18 protein-coding genes and 1 riboswitch are annotated in these 18214 nt (G+C 66.5%); of the genes, 8 read left to right on the top strand and 10 right to left on the bottom strand.

All coding sequences use genetic code 11. From position 1 onward, the window contains the following. The first annotated feature begins 59 nt into the window (after nucleotides 1-59). Nucleotides 60-848, top strand: coding sequence for an MOSC domain-containing protein (locus WN73_RS07695; RefSeq protein ID WP_271552234.1), 789 nt, complete (start codon nucleotides 60-62; stop codon nucleotides 846-848). 107 nt (nucleotides 849-955) lie between these two features. Here WN73_RS07695 and WN73_RS07690 read toward each other — a convergent pair whose 3' ends face one another. After that, nucleotides 956-1741 (bottom strand): NlpC/P60 family protein, encoded by a 786-nt coding sequence (locus WN73_RS07690; RefSeq protein WP_028173531.1) that lies wholly within the window; start codon nucleotides 1739-1741, stop codon nucleotides 956-958. A gap of 215 nt (nucleotides 1742-1956) precedes the next feature. On the opposite strand from WN73_RS07690, the gene WN73_RS07685 reads away from it, so the two are divergent. Further along, the gene (locus WN73_RS07685; protein ID WP_271552232.1) at nucleotides 1957-2820 is read left to right on the top strand and encodes an alpha/beta fold hydrolase; all 864 of its coding nucleotides are present in this window, start codon (nucleotides 1957-1959) and stop codon (nucleotides 2818-2820) included. A 96-nt stretch (nucleotides 2821-2916) separates the two neighbouring features. On the opposite strand, the gene metW is transcribed toward WN73_RS07685, so the two are convergent. After that, nucleotides 2917-3579 carry a methionine biosynthesis protein MetW gene (gene metW / locus WN73_RS07680; protein ID WP_060910126.1) on the bottom strand — a complete coding sequence of 221 codons (663 nt, stop codon included), beginning with the start codon at nucleotides 3577-3579 and terminating at the stop codon, nucleotides 2917-2919. Between the two features lies 1 nt (nucleotide 3580). Then, nucleotides 3581-4783 (bottom strand): homoserine O-acetyltransferase MetX, encoded by a 1203-nt coding sequence (gene metX / locus WN73_RS07675; RefSeq protein WP_028173534.1) that lies wholly within the window; start codon nucleotides 4781-4783, stop codon nucleotides 3581-3583. Between the two features lie 91 nt (nucleotides 4784-4874). Next, nucleotides 4875-4954, bottom strand: a riboswitch (SAM riboswitch). 203 nt (nucleotides 4955-5157) lie between these two features. Here metX and WN73_RS07670 point away from each other — a divergent pair. From WN73_RS07670 to WN73_RS07660, 3 genes are read left to right on the top strand one after another with little or no spacing between them, the layout of a single operon-like run. Beyond that, nucleotides 5158-6006, top strand: a complete 849-nt coding sequence (locus WN73_RS07670) for a chorismate mutase (protein ID WP_011084215.1) — start codon at nucleotides 5158-5160, stop codon at nucleotides 6004-6006. A 32-nt stretch (nucleotides 6007-6038) separates the two neighbouring features. Beyond that, nucleotides 6039-7136: a pyridoxal phosphate-dependent aminotransferase gene (locus tag WN73_RS07665; protein WP_028173535.1), complete on the top strand. Its 1098-nt coding sequence runs from the start codon at nucleotides 6039-6041 to the stop codon at nucleotides 7134-7136. After that, nucleotides 7133-8068 carry a prephenate/arogenate dehydrogenase family protein gene (locus WN73_RS07660; RefSeq protein WP_011084213.1) on the top strand — a complete coding sequence of 312 codons (936 nt, stop codon included), beginning with the start codon at nucleotides 7133-7135 and terminating at the stop codon, nucleotides 8066-8068. The genes WN73_RS07665 and WN73_RS07660 overlap by 4 nt, the downstream gene beginning before the upstream one ends. A gap of 118 nt (nucleotides 8069-8186) precedes the next feature. On the opposite strand, the gene WN73_RS07655 is transcribed toward WN73_RS07660, so the two are convergent. Next, nucleotides 8187-9371: a DUF2125 domain-containing protein gene (locus WN73_RS07655; protein WP_028173536.1), complete on the bottom strand. Its 1185-nt coding sequence runs from the start codon at nucleotides 9369-9371 to the stop codon at nucleotides 8187-8189. A gap of 110 nt (nucleotides 9372-9481) precedes the next feature. On the opposite strand from WN73_RS07655, the gene WN73_RS07650 reads away from it, so the two are divergent. Continuing rightward, a complete protein-coding gene (locus WN73_RS07650) occupies nucleotides 9482-10093 on the top strand; it encodes a gamma-glutamylcyclotransferase (RefSeq protein WP_028173537.1) in 612 nt (203 codons plus the stop codon). Here WN73_RS07650 and WN73_RS07645 read toward each other — a convergent pair. The 4 genes from WN73_RS07645 to ftsE all read right to left on the bottom strand — a co-directional run bounded on the left by WN73_RS07645 (nucleotide 10090) and on the right by ftsE (nucleotide 13316). Beyond that, a complete protein-coding gene (locus WN73_RS07645; RefSeq protein WP_028173538.1) occupies nucleotides 10090-10863 on the bottom strand; it encodes a lysophospholipid acyltransferase family protein in 774 nt (257 codons plus the stop codon). The genes WN73_RS07650 and WN73_RS07645 overlap by 4 nt on opposite strands. Before the next feature lie 22 nt (nucleotides 10864-10885). Beyond that, entirely contained in the window at nucleotides 10886-11590 is a 705-nt protein-coding gene (locus WN73_RS07640) for a YdcF family protein (RefSeq protein WP_011084209.1), read from the bottom strand. Nucleotides 11591-11695: 105 nt separating this feature from the next. Beyond that, nucleotides 11696-12664 carry a cell division protein FtsX gene (locus WN73_RS07635; protein WP_011084208.1) on the bottom strand — a complete coding sequence of 323 codons (969 nt, stop codon included), beginning with the start codon at nucleotides 12662-12664 and terminating at the stop codon, nucleotides 11696-11698. Further along, complete coding sequence (gene ftsE, locus WN73_RS07630) at nucleotides 12657-13316, bottom strand: cell division ATP-binding protein FtsE (RefSeq protein WP_027544305.1); 660 nt, start codon at nucleotides 13314-13316, stop codon at nucleotides 12657-12659. The genes WN73_RS07635 and ftsE overlap by 8 nt, the downstream gene beginning before the upstream one ends. A 179-nt stretch (nucleotides 13317-13495) precedes the next feature. Between ftsE and WN73_RS07625 the strand changes: the two genes are divergently transcribed. Together WN73_RS07625 and WN73_RS07620 are read left to right on the top strand one after the other, a co-directional pair. Continuing rightward, nucleotides 13496-14374 (top strand): MJ0042-type zinc finger domain-containing protein, encoded by an 879-nt coding sequence (locus tag WN73_RS07625; RefSeq protein WP_028173539.1) that lies wholly within the window; start codon nucleotides 13496-13498, stop codon nucleotides 14372-14374. A gap of 47 nt (nucleotides 14375-14421) precedes the next feature. Next, nucleotides 14422-14796 carry a response regulator gene (locus WN73_RS07620; protein WP_028173540.1) on the top strand — a complete coding sequence of 125 codons (375 nt, stop codon included), beginning with the start codon at nucleotides 14422-14424 and terminating at the stop codon, nucleotides 14794-14796. 209 nt (nucleotides 14797-15005) lie between these two features. Here WN73_RS07620 and WN73_RS07615 read toward each other — a convergent pair whose 3' ends face one another. Beyond that, nucleotides 15006-16154, bottom strand: a complete 1149-nt coding sequence (locus WN73_RS07615) for a DUF4175 family protein (protein WP_028173541.1) — start codon at nucleotides 16152-16154, stop codon at nucleotides 15006-15008. Beyond that, nucleotides 16142-18088 carry a TIGR02302 family protein gene (locus tag WN73_RS07610; protein WP_271552225.1) on the bottom strand — a complete coding sequence of 649 codons (1947 nt, stop codon included), beginning with the start codon at nucleotides 18086-18088 and terminating at the stop codon, nucleotides 16142-16144. The genes WN73_RS07615 and WN73_RS07610 overlap by 13 nt, the downstream gene beginning before the upstream one ends. Between the last annotated feature and the right edge of the window lie 126 nt (nucleotides 18089-18214).

Here is an 18214-nt window from a genome sequence, read left to right as displayed (position 1 = left end):
AATTTCGTGCGCGCATCGGCCCGCTTGGCGCGGCGTGGCCGAATCCCCTAAGTAGCGCCATGACAGCCAGCCAGACCGCCGAGATCACCGGCCTCTACCGCTATCCCATCAAGGGCCTCACCCCGGAACCCCTGCCCCGCGTTGCCTTGCGGGTCGGCCAGACCCTGCCCGCCGACCGCCGCTACGCCATCGAGAACGGCCCGAGCGGGTTCGATCCCGAGGCGCCGGCCTGGAAGCCGAAAATCCAGTTTCTGATGCTGGCCCGCAATGAGCGGCTGGCTTCCCTCGACAGCCGGTTCGAGGACGCGACCAACCGCCTGACCATCCGCAAGGACGGCCAGATCGTCGCCAGCGGCGATCTGGAGACCGCCGCCGGGCGCGCCGCCATCGAGCGCTACTTCAGCGAAAACTTTCAGCCGGAGCTGAAGGGCCCGCCAAAAGTCCTGTCCGGCCGCGACCACAGCTTTTCCGACGTCGCCCGCAAGGTCGTCTCCATCATCAATCTGGACAGCGTCCGCGCGATCGAGGCCATGCTCGGCGGCACCGCCGTGCATCCCCTGCGCTTCCGCGCCAATCTCTACGTGAAGGGCTGGCCGGCCTGGTCCGAACTCGACCTCGTCGGCCAGACGCTCGCGATCGGTCAGGCCCGGTTGCAAGTGGTCAAGCGCATCGTCCGTTGCCCGGCCACCAACGTGGACCCGGTGACGGCAAAGCGCGATCTCGAGATTCCGCCGACGCTCTCGCGGCATCTCGGACATATGGACTGCGGCATCTATGCCGAGGTCATCGCCGGCGGCGAGATCGGCGTGGGGGATGCGGTCGCGGTGGAAGAGCCGAAGCTGGTGTGAGCTTCGTAGGGTGGGCAAAGCGAAGCGTGCCCACCAACTTTATCTCTGCGGGGCGAGATGGTGGGCACGGCGCTAACGCGCCTTTGCCCACCCTACGCTCCCTCACCTCAGTTCGGCATCACATACGCATAGATGCGGCCGCGCGAGACCGGCGCCTCGCGGACGCGGTTGCCGTTGTTGCCGGAGATCATGATCGGATTTCCCTGCGCGTCGACGCCGGTGATGATGCCAACGTGGCCGCCCCGGCCGCCGCGCGACATCACCGCGATGGCACCGACCTGCGGGCCGGAGACACGCGTGCCGTAACGCGCGAATGAATTCGCCATGTCCGAGCCGGTGCCCCGGTGGCCGGTCTTCTCAAGCACCATGTTCATGAAGCGCGCGCACCACAGGCTGCCACGCCCGGTCGGGTTGCCGCCGAGATAACGGCGCGCCTCGGACACGAGGCCCGATCCGCCGCCGAAGCCGCTGCTCATACCCATGTTGCCGGCGTTGCCATTGTCGCCAGCGCTGCTCTTGTTGACAGCGTGGCTCATGTTACGGGCGCGGCTCACTTTGCCGGCGCGGCTCACGTTTCCACCGATGCCCATTTCACCGCCGCCCAGATAGCGCGTGTCACCCATGCCGCCGCTATTGGCGTTCGGATCGTAGCTGGCCTGCGTGTCCATGAAGCCGCCGGCCTGCAACTGCGCCGCGCTGCGCTCGAAGCGCGAACTGCGGGCCTGGTGCCGGTAATGATGATATCTGCTGGCGTGATGCGCGTAAGCGTGCCGCTCTGCGCTATGACGATGCGGCCGTGCCGAGGCCGGAGACGAGAACGCGGCGACCGCCGCGAAGAACAGCGCCAGCGCGACAACACAACGCGACAGGCGAGACGCAAACAACTCGAACATTAGTCATCCTTCGTTGACACCCCCACTTCCCAGCCGGCCCGTGCGCGGCCGACATCCCTCGGGCCGTTAAGCCGCCCCATGTGGCGAGAAAAAGACACCGTGCCGGTGAATAGCTGGGTTGATTTTGTGTCGGTGCCGGCCTGACGCTGCCGCATTGCGGACAACAGCATTAACTGCGATCCTCCATCTGCGGCTAGAAGAGAGGGAAACGGTTAATGCCCCACGCCACGACCAGGGACGACGTCCGCATCTATTTCGAGGAAGCGGGCCAGGGAACGCCGATCATCTTCCTGCACGAGTTCGCGGCCGACTACACCAATTGGGAGCCGCAGATGCGCTACTTCTCGCGCGGCCACCGCTGCATCACCTATTCGGCGCGCGGCTACACGCCGTCGGACGTGCCTGAGGGCGAGGTCTACACCTACACGCATTTCTACACCGACGCGCTCGCGGTGCTCGATCATCTCAGGATCGACCGCGCGCATCTCGTCGGGCTCTCGATGGGCGCCTATTCGTCGCTCCAGATCGGACTGAACGCGCCGCAGCGGGCGCTGTCGATGACGCTCGCCGGCGTCGGCTCCGGTTCGGAGATCGAGAATCTCGACGCCTGGCGCAGGCAATGCCGCGCCAATGCCGAGCAATTCGAGACGCTCGGCTCCACGGAGGTGGCAAAAGTCACGCGCGAGGCGCCGAGCCGGATTCCCTTCCTGGTCAAGGACCCACGCGGCCACGCCGATTTCTACGCCGCGCTGGCGCGGCACGATGCCAGGGGATCGGCGCGCACGATGCGCGGCTTCCAGGGCGGCCGTCCCTCGATCTACACCACGACGGACGCGATCAGGGGCGTCGCGACGCCGGCGCTGATCATCTGTGGCGACGAGGATGACCCTTGCGTCGGGCCGAGCCTGTTCCTGAAGAAGCATCTTCCGGCCGCGGGCCTCGCGATGTTTCCGAAGTCGGGGCACGTGCTCAACCTCGAGGAGCCCGCGCTGTTCAACGAGACCGTGGAGCGGTTCGTCACGCTGGTGGAAGCAGGTCGCTGGCCGGCGCGCGATCCGAGGTCGGTGGCGGCGCATTAGTTTACCCAGTCATTCCGGGGCGCTCGAAGAGCGAACCCGGAATCTCGAGATTCCGGGTTCGGCACTTCGTGCCGCCCCGGAATGACGCCTACGGCGTCACTTCCCCTGCCCGCGCGTGAGCAGAAACACGCCCTGCTCGCCGAACATATTCCACACCCACCAGGGCAGGTTCAGCGGCACCGGGCGGCCATAGAGATCGAGCGCCACCGAGCGTTCCATCTTGACGTTGATCTCGTCGCAGAGCTCGACGAAATCCTTGATGGTGCAGAAGTGGATGTTGGCGGTGTCGTACCAGGTCGCCGGCAGGTTCTCGGTGCGCGGCATGTGGCCGCCGATCAGGAGCTGGAGCCGCATCTTCCAGAAGCCGAAGTTCGGGAACGAGACGATGGCGCGGCGGCCGATGCGCAGGAGATTTTCCAGCACTACACGCGGCTGCCGCGTCGCCTGGAGCGTCTGCGACAGGATCACGTAGTCGAAGGCATCATCGGGATAGTTCACGAGGTCGGTATCGGCGTCGCCCTGCACCACCGCGAGGCCCTTGGCGACGCAGCGGTTGACGCCCTCGCGCGACAATTCGATGCCGCGGCCGTCGATGCCGCGGGTCTCCAGAAGCTGGAGCAGATCACCGTCGCCGCAGCCGACATCGAGCACCTTGGAGCCCGGCTTGACCATCTCGGCGACGAGCAGATGGTCGGCGCGAAAATGACCGGACTGTCCCGCGCTAAGGCCGCCCAGCGGCAGCACTTCCTGCACTGACATCCTAGCCACCCCTGCCGTTGAGTCCGCGCGCCTTGCCGGCCGATTCCAGGAAGGCGCGGGCGATGTCGAAGAATTCGGGCACGTCGAGCAGGAAGGCGTCATGGCCGCGATCGGTCTCGATCTCGGCGAACGATACCCGCGCGCTCGACGCATTCAGCGCATGCACCAACGCGCGCGATTCCGAGGTCGGGAACAGCCAGTCGCTGGTGAAGGAGACCACGCAGAAGCGCGTCTTGATGCCCGCGAACGCCTTCGCCAGCACGCCGCCATGGTCGCCGGCGATGTCGAAATAGTCCATCGCGCGCGTCAGATAGAGATAGGAGTTGGCGTCGAAGCGCTCGACAAAGGACGAGCCCTGGTAGCGCAGATAGGACTCGACCTGGAAGTCGGCGTCGAACGAGAAGGTCGGCAGGTCGCGGTCCTGCATGCGCCGGCCGAACTTGCGATGCAGCGCCGCGTCGGAGAGATAGGTGATGTGCGCCGCCATCCGTGCGACCGCAAGGCCGCGATGCGGATGGATGCCGCGATCGGCGTAGCCGCCATTGTGCCAGTCGGGATCGGCCATCACAGCCTGGCGACCGAGCTCGTGAAAGGCGATGTTCTGCGCCGAGTGCCGCGTCGAGCAGGCAATTGCCAGCGCGGAATACACGCGCTCGGGGTAGGCCGCCGTCCATTGCAGCACCTGCATGCCGCCCATCGAGCCGCCGACCACCGCGAACAGCGTGTCGATGCCGAGCCGGTCGATCAGCATCGCCTGCGCGCGAACCATGTCAGGGATGGTGATGACCGGGAAATCCAGGCCCCACACTTTGCCGGTCGCGGGATTGATCGAGGCCGGCCCGGTCGAGCCCATGCAGCCACCGATCACATTGGCGCAGATGATGAAGTATTGGCTCGGATCGAGCGGACGGCCCGCACCGACGAGGGTTTCCCACCAGCCGGGCTTGCCGGTGACGGGGTGCACATTGGCGACATGCTGGTCGCCGGTCAGCGCATGGCAGATCAGGATCGCGTTGGAGCGATCGGCGTTGAGCTCTCCATAGGTCTGGTAGGCGATCTGGAACGGGGTGAGATCTATGCCGCAGTCGAGCGGCAACGGCTGATCAGCGCCGAAATGCGCGACGAGCGAGCTCGGATGATCCACCTCATGCGACCGCTCATCGGCACTGATCGCGGGATTGGATATCGACGTGACGCCAACCATCTGACCATCGACCTCGTTTGCGATCGGACTTCAGACCGCTACTTGCATCAGGCCATAAAAAACCCGGCCTGAACGATAGGTTCGGCCGGGATCGGAAGCGTCCCCGGCCTGTTTAGCGAGTTTTTTAACGTGGCTGCAAGCCGGCCGGCTCAAATGACCACGGAACAGGCAAAACTTAACGGCTTGGACGGTTTTCGTCAAGATACGGTCCTGATTGACCAAATTCGTCCCCGTCGCGTCAGCCGAAAAGGCCCGATTTCCCTTTGCATTTCTCTTTGCTTTCGCCGCTCCGACTGCCTAATCAAGACATCGACCGCGGCGGGTCCGACCTGATGGACCCGCATTGGAACGCCTCTCAACAGCACTTGCCAGATATGTCCCAACGTCCGCCCGCGCCACCATCGTTGCAGGAATTGCGCAAGGAGATCGACGCGATCGACGAGGGCATGCATCGCCTCCTGATGCAGCGCGGCGACATCATCGACCGCCTGATCCAGGTGAAGCAGACCCAGGAGGTGGGCTCGGCGTTCCGGCCTGCGCGCGAGGCCGACATGATGCGGCGGATCGTGGAGCGCCATCGCGGCATCCTGCCGCTCGACACGGTCGAGAGCATCTGGCGCGTCATCATCGCGACGTTCACTTACGTGCAGGCGCCGTTCGCGGTGCATGCCGACATCTCGGTGAGCGAGCCCGCGATGCGCGATTCCGTGCGATTCCATTTCGGCTTCACCGTGCCTTACGTCGCGCATTTCAGCGCGCAGGCCGCGGTCGAGGCGGTCGCGAAATCCAAGGGCGATCTGGCGCTGGTCTCGGCGACTTCCAGCCGCACCCCGTGGTGGCTGGAGCTGGAAGCAGAAGGCGCACCGAAGATCATCGCGCGGCTGCCCTTCGTCGAGCGTGCCGACCATCCGGCCGCGCTGCCCGTGTTCGCGATCTCGCGCGTCGCCGACAGTGCCCTGGTGACGGAGGTGGAGACTTTCAGCGTGCGCGTCTCGGGGTGGAATGCCGAGATCGCGCGGGCGCTGTCGCCGCTCGCCGACATCGTGGCGGTGCCCGATACCGCCTTCGATGGCGCCGCGCTGCTGGTCTCGGTCACGAGCGCGAGCAGCATCGACAAGATCAAGGCTGCCCTGATCGAGGCGGGGGCCTCGGTGCGCTCCACGGCCCTCGTCGGCAGCCACGCGACGCGCTATACGGTGCCCCCGACCGGGTCGAAATCGTAAGTTACGAGCCGCCTGCCATTCCGGAGTTGAAGATGTCCCGCCCCGTGCCGAACCCCGGCATTCTCGATATTGCGCCCTACACGCCCGGCAAGAGCCCGGTGCCGGAGCCGGGCCGCAAGGTGTTCAAGCTCTCGGCCAACGAGACGCCGTTCGGCCCCTCGCCCAGGGCGATCGAGGCCTTCAAGAAGGTGGCAGATCATCTGGAAGACTATCCGGAAGGCACCTCGCGGGTGCTGCGCGAAGCCATCGGCCGCACCTTCGGCCTCGACCCCAACCGCATCATCTGCGGCGCCGGCTCGGACGAGATCCTCAACCTGCTCGCCCACACCTATCTCGGCCAGGGCGACGAGGCGATCTCGACCACGCACGGCTTCCTGGTCTACCCGATCGCCACCATGGCGGTCGGCGCCAGGAACGTCATCGCACAGGAGAAGAACCTCACCTGCGACGTCGACGCCATCCTCAAGGCTGTGACGCCGAAGACGAAGCTGGTGTGGCTCGCCAATCCGAACAACCCGACCGGCACCTATATTCCGTTCGACGAGGTCAAGCGCCTGCGCGCCGGCCTGCCCTCGCACGTGCTGCTGGTGCTGGACGCCGCCTATTGCGACTACGTCTCGCGCAACGATTACGAGATGGGCATCGAGCTCGTCGCCACCACGGAGAACACCGTGGTGACGCACACCTTCTCCAAGATCCACGGCCTCGCCGCGCTGCGCATCGGCTGGATGTTCGGCCCCGAGCACATCATCGACGCGGTCAACCGCATCCGCGGTCCGTTCAACGTGTCGACGCCGGCAATGTACGCCGCGGTCGCCGCGATCGAGGACGCCGCGCATCAGGCGATGTCGAAGCAGTTCACCGAGACCTGGCGCAACTGGCTGACCGAAGAGATCGGCAAGCTCGGCCTGAAGGTAACGCCGAGCGTCGCCAATTTCGTGCTGATCCACTTCCCGACCGACAGGGGCAGGACCTCGGACGACGCCGACGCCTTCCTCACGAAGCGAGGCCTCGTGCTGCGGGCATTGAAGAATTACGGCCTGCCGCATTCCCTGCGCATGACCATCGGCACCGAGGAGGCCAACCGCCTCGTCGTCGACGGTTTGCGCGACTTCATGGCCGGCAAATGAGCGTACAGCCGCACTTCCAGCGCATCGCCCTGATCGGCTTCGGCCTGATCGGCGGCTCGATCGCGCGCGCTGCGAAGCTCCAGGGCCTGGCCGGCGAGATCGTCACCACCGCGCGCTCGGAGAAGACGCGCGCGCGCGTGCTCGAGCTCGGCATCGTCGATCAGGTCGTGGCGACCAATGCGGAAGCGGTGAAGGATGCCGATCTCGTCATCCTCTGCATTCCCGTCGGCGCCTGCGGACCGGTGGCGCAGGAGATCGCCGCGCATCTGAAGCCCGGCGCGATCGTCTCCGACGTCGGCTCTGTGAAGGGCGCGATCGTCAGGGACATGGCGCCGCATCTGCCGAAGACCGTTCATTTCGTGCCGGCGCACCCCGTGGCGGGCACCGAGCACTCGGGGCCGGATTCCGGCTTTGCCGAGCTCTTCATCAACCGCTGGTGCATCCTCACCCCGCCGGAAGGCGTCGACGCGTCGGCCACCGATCGCTTGCGCGCCTTCTGGGCTGCGATGGGTGCCAAGGTCGAGGTGATGACGCCGGATCATCATGATCTCGTGCTCGCGATCACCAGCCATCTGCCGCATCTGATCGCCTACACCATCGTCGGCACCGCCGACGAGCTGGCGCAGGTGACGGAATCGGAAGTGATCAAGTTCTCCGCCGGCGGCTTCCGCGACTTCACCCGCATCGCGGCGTCCGACCCGACGATGTGGCGCGACGTCTTCCTCGCCAACAAGGAAGCCGTGCTGGAGATGCTCGGCACCTTCACCGAGGATCTGGCAAAACTCACCCGCGCGATCCGGCGCGGCGACGGCGAAGCGCTGTTCGACCACTTCACCCGCACCCGCGCCATCCGTCGCGGCATCGTCGAGATCGGCCAGGATTCGGCGGCGCCGGACTTCGGCCGGCCGCATGCGGCGCTGAAGAAGCCGTAGCTCCTGTCATTCCGGGGCGCCCGAAGGGCGAGCCCGGAATCCATTGGGCCACAGCGCACGCGGCGAAATAGATTCCGGGTTCGATGCTACGCATCGCCCCGGAATGACGAGAGAGGTTTCAATACAGCGGCGGAATCTGGCCGACCTTGACCGGGCCGAGCAGCACGGCGCCGTCGACGAACTTCAGCGGGAAGCTGCGGGCCTTCTTGCCTTCCAGCGTGCTCTCGGTGCCGATCGAATTGATGCCGGCGGCGACGCCGGCATTGGCGTTCTGCTTGATGACCTTGCCGAGGCCGGGAACGGCGCGATCGAGCGCGCCGAACAGATTGTTGAGATCCTGCGACTTCACGCCGGGCGCGACGCGGTCGAGGGTTGCCTGCGGCACACCCTCTTCCAGCATTTTCTCGATACCCAGCGCCGGGATCACGCGCTCGAGGCCCGTCACCGTCATCTGCAATTCGCCGTCGAGTCGGCCATTCGCCGAGAGCCCGAGCGTGCCGGCCGCGACCGCGATCATCTCGCCCTGCTGGATCCGCGACTGCACGATCTCGATATGGCCGCCGACGGCCTGGATCTCGCGGAAGCGTTGCGGCCATGGCTTTGGGGTGAGGTCGGAGAGCCCGGTGACCTTGGCGCGCGTGTCCGCCTCGAACGGCTCGGCGAGCAAGGGGTGAACACCCTGGATGCTGCCCTGCGCGACGTGGAGCACGGTCTCGATCACGGGATGATCGGACGGCGATCCGTCCGCGAGGCGCCCGTGCAGCTCGACCTGCTTGGCGCGCGCGAGCGGCACCTGCACGCTGCCGTCGAGCCGGTTGATGACGGGATCGTCGAACACGATGGAGGCGCGGTCCGGCACCGCCGGCAGGCCGACCACGCTGCTGCGGCCCTTGCTCCAGTTCACCACGAAGGTGTTTTGCGTAACGCCGTCGGTGAGGGTCGCCGGCGCCGAGAATTCGGCGATGACGCGCTTGGGATCGTAGACCTGGGCGACGACCAGGATGTTGTCGAGCCTCGCCGTGAACGGCGTCTTGCTCGCGTTCTGCGAGACCAGGGCGACGCTGGCGCCGGAGCACTGGACCTCGAAGCGGAACGGGAAGCCCGCGATCGAGCGCTTGGCGCAATCATAGATGCGGCCGGACTTGGCCTCCTGCGCGCGCCAGGCGTCTGCGGCGATTTCGGCCTGCGAAGCGGCGTAGAACCAGAAGCAGCTCCACGCGACGGCGAGGATCAGGAGGAGAATGGGTGCGATGAAAAGGCCCCAACGGGGGCGGCGGCCTGCGGCAACGGTCAGATTGGACATGCGGCGACCCTTTGGCCTCAGATTTTGTCAAATGTAAGCGAGGTTGGCTTGCTCCGAAAGGCGGAGAATTCGCTTCGCTTGGGGGCGCGGTTCTGGTAGCCGTGCCCGCCATGTCGGAAATCACCCTCCCCTCCGTCACGACAGCCAACGGCGACCTCTGGGTGTTCGGCTACGGCTCGCTGATGTGGCGGCCGGGCTTCGAATTCGAGGAGCGCGTCCCGGCGCGGCTGGTCGGCGAGCATCGTGCGCTCTGCGTCTATTCCTTCGTGCATCGCGGCACGCCGGAGAAGCCGGGCCTGGTGCTCGGGCTCGATCGCGGCGGCGCCTGTCGCGGCATCGCGTTCCGCGTCGCCGAAAAGAACCGTGCCGACGTCGTCGCCTATTTGCGCGAACGCGAGCAGGTGACGTCGGTCTACCGCGAGGTGATGCGCTCGGTGTGGCTGGAGAACGATGCGCGGCAGCGCGTCTCCGCACTCGCCTATGTCGTCGACCGCGGCCACGTGCAATATGCCGGCCGGCTGTCGCTCGCCGATCAGCATCGCCACGTGCTCCAGGGGCACGGCCAGTCCGGGGCCAACCGCGACTACGTGACGGCGACGGTGAAGGCGATCGAGGCCGAAGGCTTTCGCGACACGCAACTGCATCAGCTCGCGACGATGCTGCATGGGGAAGCGCATTCCCTGCACGCGCCGGCTCCGAGCGAAGATCGCGAAAGCCGCTAGCTGCCAGTCGGCGCGTAGCTCGGCGCCGAACCGATCAGCTGCTCCTGCTCCTTGCGGCCCGCTTCGACGAGGCGGTCGGTCGCCTCTTCGATCGCCGTTTGCACGCGGGAGAGATACTCGTCCTTCGGCAGGCCCGGCGGCAGCGGATCGAGAAACTCCACCACCAGCGTGCCGGGATAGCGCATGAAGGTGCGGCGCGGCCAGAACAGGCCGGAATTGAGCGCAATCGGCAGACACGGCACGCCGCAGGACGAATAGATCTGCGCAAAACCGGTCTTGTAGTCGGAGGGCGCGCCCGGCGCGCGGCGCGTGCCTTCCGGAAAGATCACGAGCTGGCGGCCGCTGCGCACCGCGTCGCGCGCCCGCCGCGTCATGTCCAGCAGCGCCTTCACGCCGGCCTTGCGGTCGATCGCGATCATCCCGGTCTTGACCAGGAACTGACCGAACACCGGGATCTGCATGAGCTGACGCTTGAGGATGAAGATCGGGCGGTCGAAGAATCCCGGCAGCACGAAGGTTTCCCAGAACGACTGATGCTTTGCCACGATCACCAGCGGCCCCTGCGGGATCTTCTCCTGCCCGCGGAATTCCACCTTGATGTTGCAGATCACCCGCATCAGGACCAGCGTCGCCTTCGCCCACCATTGCGCGACCGTCAGCATCGCGCGCGGAGGCATTGCAAAGGTCGGCAGCGCCACGATCGCGAGACACACCAGCACGGCGTAGAACAGCACGTTGAACACGAGCGAGCGCAGGAAAATCAAGAACATCGACGATCCGATCAATTGCCGATCAATTGGCCTGTGCAGTGGCGGGCCGCTTCGGCTGCATCCCGGGAGGCTGCTCCGATACTTCGGGCGAAAGGTCAATCCCGAAATCCTCCAGCCGCACCCTGACTTCGGCCGCGATATATTTGACATATTCCGACAGCAGCAGCCGCAAGGTGGACGCCGAGGCCCACCACGGCTCCTCGCGCCATTTGTCGCCGACCACGGCGAACGGGATCAGAATCGTCTCCGGCATCGCGTGCGAGAATTCCACCAGCGCGCGCGGCATGTGATAGTTCGAGGTCACCACGATCAGCGATTTGAACCGGCGCGCCTGCGCCCAGCGCCGCGCCTCCGCGGCGTTGCCGCGGGTCGAGAGCGCGGTGCGGTCGAGGTCGACGCAACAGGTCATGAAGGACTGGTTCTCCGGCAGGGTCCGCGAGATGTCGCTTGCGGTCGAGGTCGGATGCACCCCGGAAATCAGGAGCCGCCTGCCGTAGCCGGCAGCCAGCAGCTCCATGGCATCCGACACCCGCGAGGAGCCGCCGGTCAAGACCACGATGCCGTCCGCCTTGCGGTCCGGCGCGATCTCGGCGCCGCGCAACTGCGACAGGAACGCGATGAAGCCCGCCGCCGCGCCGACGAAGGCGAACGCGATCGTCGACACCACGGCTGCGCGCAGCCAGCCGCGCGGCAATTTCGGCGATCGATCGTCGGTCGGCGAGGTCATGCGATGTCGGTAATCCCTTCCCCGGATGATTTTAAAACGTTTTGAGGCGAAGTGGAGTCCGGTTTATTCACCTTCTCCCACAAGAGGGAAGGAAGAAGCACAACCTCAATCCACATCATTCAGCGTCGCGAACAGCGTCTGGCGCGAGGCGACGGCGGTGATGGCGCCGATCAGCACCGCCTGCACCGCGAGCACGACATAGCCGGAGGGCCGCAGCGAGAAGGTGCCCAGCAGGGCGGCGAACTGGTCGCCGACGGGCGTCCCCGAAAACCAGCCGGCGATCGACTCGGAGAAGCCGAACACCAGCATGGCGGCGCCGCCGCCGATCACGCCGCCCTCCAGGCCCAGCCTGAGGAAATGGCGCAGGAAGCGGTTGGCGATGTAGCGGTCGCCGGCGCCGACGAAATGCAGGACCTCGACGATCGGACGGTTCGCCGCCATGGCGCCGCGGGTCGCGAACGAGACCGAGATGATCGTCGCGATGATGACGAGCGCGAGGATGCCGAGACCGGCGAGCACGGTTGCGTTGGTCATCGAGCGCATGCGCTCGATCCAGGCGCGGTGATCGTCGACGCTGGCGCTTGGCGCCACTTGCGTCACGCGGGCGCGCAAGGCGGCAAGATCGAGCGCCGTGCCGGGCTGCACGCGCGCGATGATCATGCGCGGAACCGGCAGATCGTCCATCGACAGTCCGGTGCCGAGCCAGGGCTCGAGCAGCTTGCCGCTCTCGTCCTTGGTGAACGGCTTGACCTCGACGATACCGGCTTGCGCGCGCATCGCCTCGGTCACCGCGGCGGTGTCGCGCTCGAGGTCACGCCCGGACTGCGGACGAACCTGGATGGTGATTTCGCTCGCGACGTCCGACTGCCATTCGGCGGCGGAGGCGCTGACCAGCAGCACCGTGCCCGTGGTCATCGAAGCGAGGAAGGTCATGATGGCGACGACGGCAACCAGCGCACGGCCGTGGATCGAGGCGCGCGGCACGATCGGCGACATGTTGCGCGCCTTGGCCGGAAGCTGCGGACGCTCCTGTCCGAGGTCGACCAGCACGCCGCGCTCGTCGGGCTTACTCATAGACGTGCAGCCGTCCCTGATGCAGCACCAGCCGCCGCGCCTCGTACTGATCCATCAGGCCGATGTCGTGGGTCGCAATGATGACGGCGGTGCCCGATTTGTTGAGCTCGATGAAAAGGCGCAGCAGCCGGCGGCCGAGCGTCGGATCGACGCTGCCGGTCGGCTCGTCCGCGAGCAGAAGCTGCGGCCGCGAGATCACGGCGCGCGCGATCGCCGCACGCTGCTTCTCGCCGCCGGACAGGATCGGCGGCAGCGCATCCATGCGTTCGCCGAGTCCGACCCAGCGCAAGAGGTCGATGACCTCCTTGCGATAGCTCGACTCGCTGCGGCCCATGACGCGAAACGGCAACGCGACGTTCTCGTAGGTCGTCATGTGGTCGAGCAGGCGGAAATCCTGGAGCACGATGCCGATGCGCTTGCGCAAGTCGGCGATCTCGTCCTTGCCGAGCTGCGAGATGTCGTGGCCGAACAGGTTGACGAGGCCGCGCGTCGGCCGGTGCGACAGGAACAGCAGGCGCAAGAGCGAGGTCTTGCCGGCGCCGGACGGGCCGGTGAGGAACTGGAAGGAGTGCGCCGGGATCTGGAAATTGAGGTCGCGCAGGATCTCCGGCCCCAGGCCGTAACGCAATCCGACATTTTCGAACCGAACCAAGCTCAGCTCCGTTCGAGAGGGGGCGATGGCCGCGACGCGACGCTCCGCCACACGCGATCAACGGTTTTTGCGACCGTTATGGTTTCCGGTTCGTTAACGGTCGCCCTGTAGCATCCAGTACGCCCGGGTCTCCGCGACCTTGGCATCGTCAAGACTCGTTCATGCATCAAGGCTCGTCCATGCATATCGCCTGCCCCCATTGTACGACATCCTACGCCATCAAGCTTGCAAGCCTGGGGGCGAACGGGCGGACAGTCCGCTGCTCCCGGTGCAAGCAGACCTGGGTCGCCTATGCCGAGGATGCCATCGAGGAGGCGTCCGTCCCGGCCATGGCCGCCGCCAGCCAGGCCGACGACCAGTCCGACCTCGCCGAGCAGTGGAACTCCTACGCCAAGGACGACGGCGCCACCGACACGCCTGTGGTCGACAGCCCCTCCATCGCCAGCGACTGGCCGGACGAGGACGCCAAGGAGACCGAGGACGAGTGGTCGGCGGCGGCCCGGGACGCCGAGGACGAGGTCGCCGGCGCGCAGCACCAGTCCTGGTTCCGCGGCCTGTTCAGCCGGCGCGGGGCACGGGTGAGGCGTCAGGCCCCCACGGCGGCGCCGCGAAAGTCCCAATTCGGCCTGCCGACCGCCTGCGCCGCCATGGGCGCGCTGGTGCTGGCCCTGATCGTCTGGCGCGGCGACATGGTTCGGCTGCTGCCGCAGACCGCGGCCTTCTACAAGATGGTCGGCCTCGACGTTAACCTGCGCGGGCTGGCCTTCAAGGACGTCAAGCTGTCCAGCGAGACCGTTGACGGTAAGCAGGTGCTGGTGATCGAGGGCGTCATCGTCGGCGAGGGCAAGAAGCCGCTCGATATCCCGCGGCTGCGCTTCGCGGTGCGCGACGCGCAGGGCGCGGAGATCTATGCCTGGAATACGGTGCTGGAGCAGACCGTGCTGCGGCCCGGCGAGCGCGCCTTCTTCCGCTCGCGCCTGGCCTCCCCGCCGCCGGAGGGCCGCAATATCGACGTTCGCTTCTTCAACCGGCGCGACATTGCCGGCGGCAGCGTGTAATCAGGCTCGCAAGGTCCGCACGGGAGGTTGGTCCCAAGGTTGGTCCCATGCCAAGAATCTTGATCGCCGACGACGAGGATTCGATGCGCCAACTGGTGGCGCGCGCCATCGCCATGGACGGGCACGAGACCGTGACCGCGCAGGACGGCGCCGAGGCGCTGGAGATCCTGACCCGCGAGGACGGCGCATTCGATTTGCTGCTCACCGACATCCAGATGCCGGTCATGGACGGCATCGCGCTGGCGCTCTCCGCCGCGCGCGATTTCCCCGACCTGACGATTTTGCTGATGACCGGATTTGCCGACCAGCGCGAGCGCGCCTCGAACCTCAACGCGCTGGTGCATGACGTCGTGACAAAACCGTTCTCGGTCGCCGACATCCGCACCGCGGTGGCAGACGCGCTGGCGGCGAAGAAGAGGTAGCGCGCGCCGCACTTGTAGCACTGCTGTTACGCGATCCTCGTCCCTCATACACGGTGTCGTCCTGGCGAAGGCCAGGACCCACACCGCGAGGTCTATCTTTTAGGAATCGATAGCCGTACCGGACGACGAGTCTTCGCCAAACCACTCCCTGGGGTAATGGGTCCTGGCTTTCGCCAGGACGACATTGGGGAGATAACCGGGTTCTCGCCTCAAAAATCCTTCAGCAGCCGCTCGATATAATCGAGCTCGATCTGCGGACGCGAGGTATCCCCTAAGCGGCGGCGGAGTTCTTCGAGGATGCGGCGGACGCGCTGGGCGTCGATCTCGCCGGGGATCTTGACCGTATAGTCGTCGCCGAACTCACGACCGTGAAGCGGGCGACCGAGCGGATCGGTCTGATTGCCGCCGCTCTGCTGGCGGCCGGCCCGGTTGCCCGGACCATCGCCCTGCCCCTCGCCATCCCCCTGCTGCATCGCCTCGGCCATCTTCTGCGCACCCTTGCGCAAGGCGTCGAGAGCCTTGCCCTGCGAGTCCACGGCGCCGTCCGCATTGCCCTCGCCGAGCTTTGAGCCGGCATCGCCCATGGCACCGTCGGCGGTGTCCAGGCTGCCGTCGTCATCGTCACCGTCCTGATCGCCATCCTGACCGGGCTGTCCCTGGTCGCCCTGCTGGCCCTTCTGCCCCTGCTGCCCTTTCTGGCCCTTTTGTCCCTTCTGCGTGAGGCCGCGCTTGGCGAGCTCGTCCTGCAGCTTCTTCAGCCGGTCGCGCAGCGCCTGCTGGTCCTGCTGGAGGTCCGACATCGACTGATCGCCCTGCTGCTTGCCGCGCGAGCGGTCACGCCGGGAGTCCTGGCCCTGCCTGTAGGTCTTGTCGCGCAATTGCTGCTGCTTGCGGATCATGTCGCTGAGCTCGTTGAGCGCCTGCTCCATGTCGCTGTCGCCGGATTGCCCGGGCTGCGCCATCTGGAGATTTTCCATGATCTGCGCCAGCTGCTCGAGCATGCGCTGCGCCGCCTCGCGATTGCCTTCGCGCGCCGCCTTCTCGATCTGCTTCAGAAGATCTTCCAGATCCCGCTGCGTGATGACGGAGCGATCGCGATTGGAGGATTGGTTCCTTTCCGTCGCGCGCTTGTACTCCTCGAGCTTCTGAATGGCATCGGATTGATTGTTCAGGCTGCGCCCGGATTCCTTCTGCCGGAGGTTATCGCCGGCATCCTGCATCGCCTTTTCCGCGCCATCGAGCAGCGCATCGGGATCCTGATCCTGCTGGGCAGCGACGGACGGAAGGCCTCCCAACAGGAAGGCGAGGCAGGCGATCGAGATCGCCTTCAAGACTGGCACGCGCGCTAGCTTCCGCATTTCCGGTCCCGCGTAAACTGATTGGCCCCGTCGTCCCCCGCCTTGGCCCGGTTGCTCGCCGACTTCCGATAGGCCTGAAGCTGCTGACGCAATGCGTCCTGCTGCTGCGCCAGCTCCTCGAGCTGCTCGGGCGTCGCGTGCTGGGTCTTCTGTCGCAGCTCGACGGCCTTGTCGAGGATGAGCTGGACTTCCGCGGGGAACGGCTGCCGGGGTCCCAGCGGATTTTGCTCCGCACGCCGGGCGAGGTCGCGCACCTTGCCGGCCATGGCCTCGCGGAGCTTTTGCGTCAGCACCCTGATCTCGTCCTCGCCGGCACCGCGCTCCAGCGCCCGCTTGAGCGCGTCCTGCGCCGAGCGCAGCGCGGCGTTGACGCTGCCGGCGACACCGTCGTCCTCGATGGTGACCGCGAACGCCCACATGCTCGCCACGACGTCGCGCATCGCGTCGTCGGTGCGGGCCGCCTCGAGCTGGAGCGCGAGGCTGCGGAGACCGAGATAGCAGCCGGCATCCGGGGTGAACAATTCGGGCGCGATCATCAGCGCGTCGAGCGCGGCATAGACGTCGGAATTCTTGTTGGCGTCGAGCGCGAGGATGCGGCGCTGCTCGATCAGTGCGCGCGCGAGCGAGTTCGTGAACAGCCGCTCGGGCAGGCGCATGTTGAAGGGTTCGCTTCTAGCCTCGTTGCCGGCCTCGTCCTTGGCGGTGAGGGTCAGCGTGACGTCGGCGCCGGCATAGGGGTCCTCGCTGAGGTCCTTCACCGTCTGGCCGACGCCGTTGCGGGTGCGCGCATTCGGCAGCACCAGCGGGAATTGCGGCGGCTGGAACAGCGGCCGTGCGGCCGCCTTGGTATCGGCGTCCTTGGTGGCTTCCTTCGCGCCGTCCTTGGCGTCGGCGGCGCGCAGGCCAATGTGCGCCTCGGCGCCGGTGACGCCGTAATCGTCCTCGATCTTGTAGGAGAGCTGAAGCGCGCCGCGCGCCTGGCGCTCCGGATCCTTGGCCAGCGCAATCGTCGGCGCGCGGTCCGGCGTTGCCGCAAACGCCCATTGCGGCTGGCCGGAGGGCGCGCGGACATGCGCGGTGCCGTCGCCGGTGATGGCGAAATGCTTCTCGTTGGTGCCCTTGGGCGTGGCTTCAGTGGGGGCGACCTCCTTGAGGCCGCCGGAGACGGCGACATCCAGGCTGCCGCCGGAGGAACGCACGATCAGGGTCGAGCCGGCGGGAACGGCGAGCGGACCGCTGGCGGGCAGCGCCGCGGCCTCCCTGTTGGCGGCCGACAGGATCACAGGCGGCTTGCCGGTGTAGAGCGGCGGCGTGACCCAGGCATCGACGCGAACATTGGTCGGCGCCAGCACGCCGTTCCAGTCGAAGGCCGCCCCAAGCCGCATCGCACGCTCGTCGCCGGCGGCGAAGAAGGTCGCAACCAGCATCACCATGACCAGCGCACGCAGCGCCCAGGGATCATGCAGAGCGAGCCGCGGGTGCGGCAGACCGGCGCGGATGCGCTTGAGCGAGGCCAGCGTGCGCTCACGCTGCGCCTGCCACAGCGCCTTCGCAACCGGGTCCTGCGAGGTCAGCGTGTCCGTGAGCGTGGTGGCCGGGCGGTGACGAATGCCGGAGCCGCGATCGAGCCGGCCCAAAGCCTCCTCGCGGCTCGGCCAGCGGAAGCGAACCAGCGGGAACAGGGCGGCAATCGCGATGCCGGCGAAAACGACGAGACCGATGGCGCGGGCAAGGAACGGCAGCGCCAGCCAGAGACCGGCCCAGGACAGCGCCAGGAACAGGCCGACGACGGTCAGAAGCCGCGCCAGATTCGGCCAGGCACGCTCCCACGCAATGGCATATCTCGCCCGATCGAGGGCCTGCGCCAGCTTCAACCGCGACAGAGCATCGCCATCGCGGATCGGGTCTGACGGGTCAGGGATGACGCCGTTCAATAAGCTCTCCAGGTTGCCCGGTGGAGAAGAGCGTATCACAACGGCAGCACTGAGGCATCCGTTCCTGTACGGGAGACACCCCTTTTCCCGCATAACACGAGGACGTGACTGGCCCGCCGCAACCCC

Source organism: Bradyrhizobium sp. CCBAU 45394, assembly GCF_028128655.1.
Classification (GTDB): Bacteria; Pseudomonadota; Alphaproteobacteria; order Rhizobiales; family Xanthobacteraceae; genus Bradyrhizobium; species Bradyrhizobium diazoefficiens.
The sequence above is the reverse complement of the archived record's forward strand: the minus strand, read 5'-3'. Positions and strand labels throughout refer to the sequence as shown.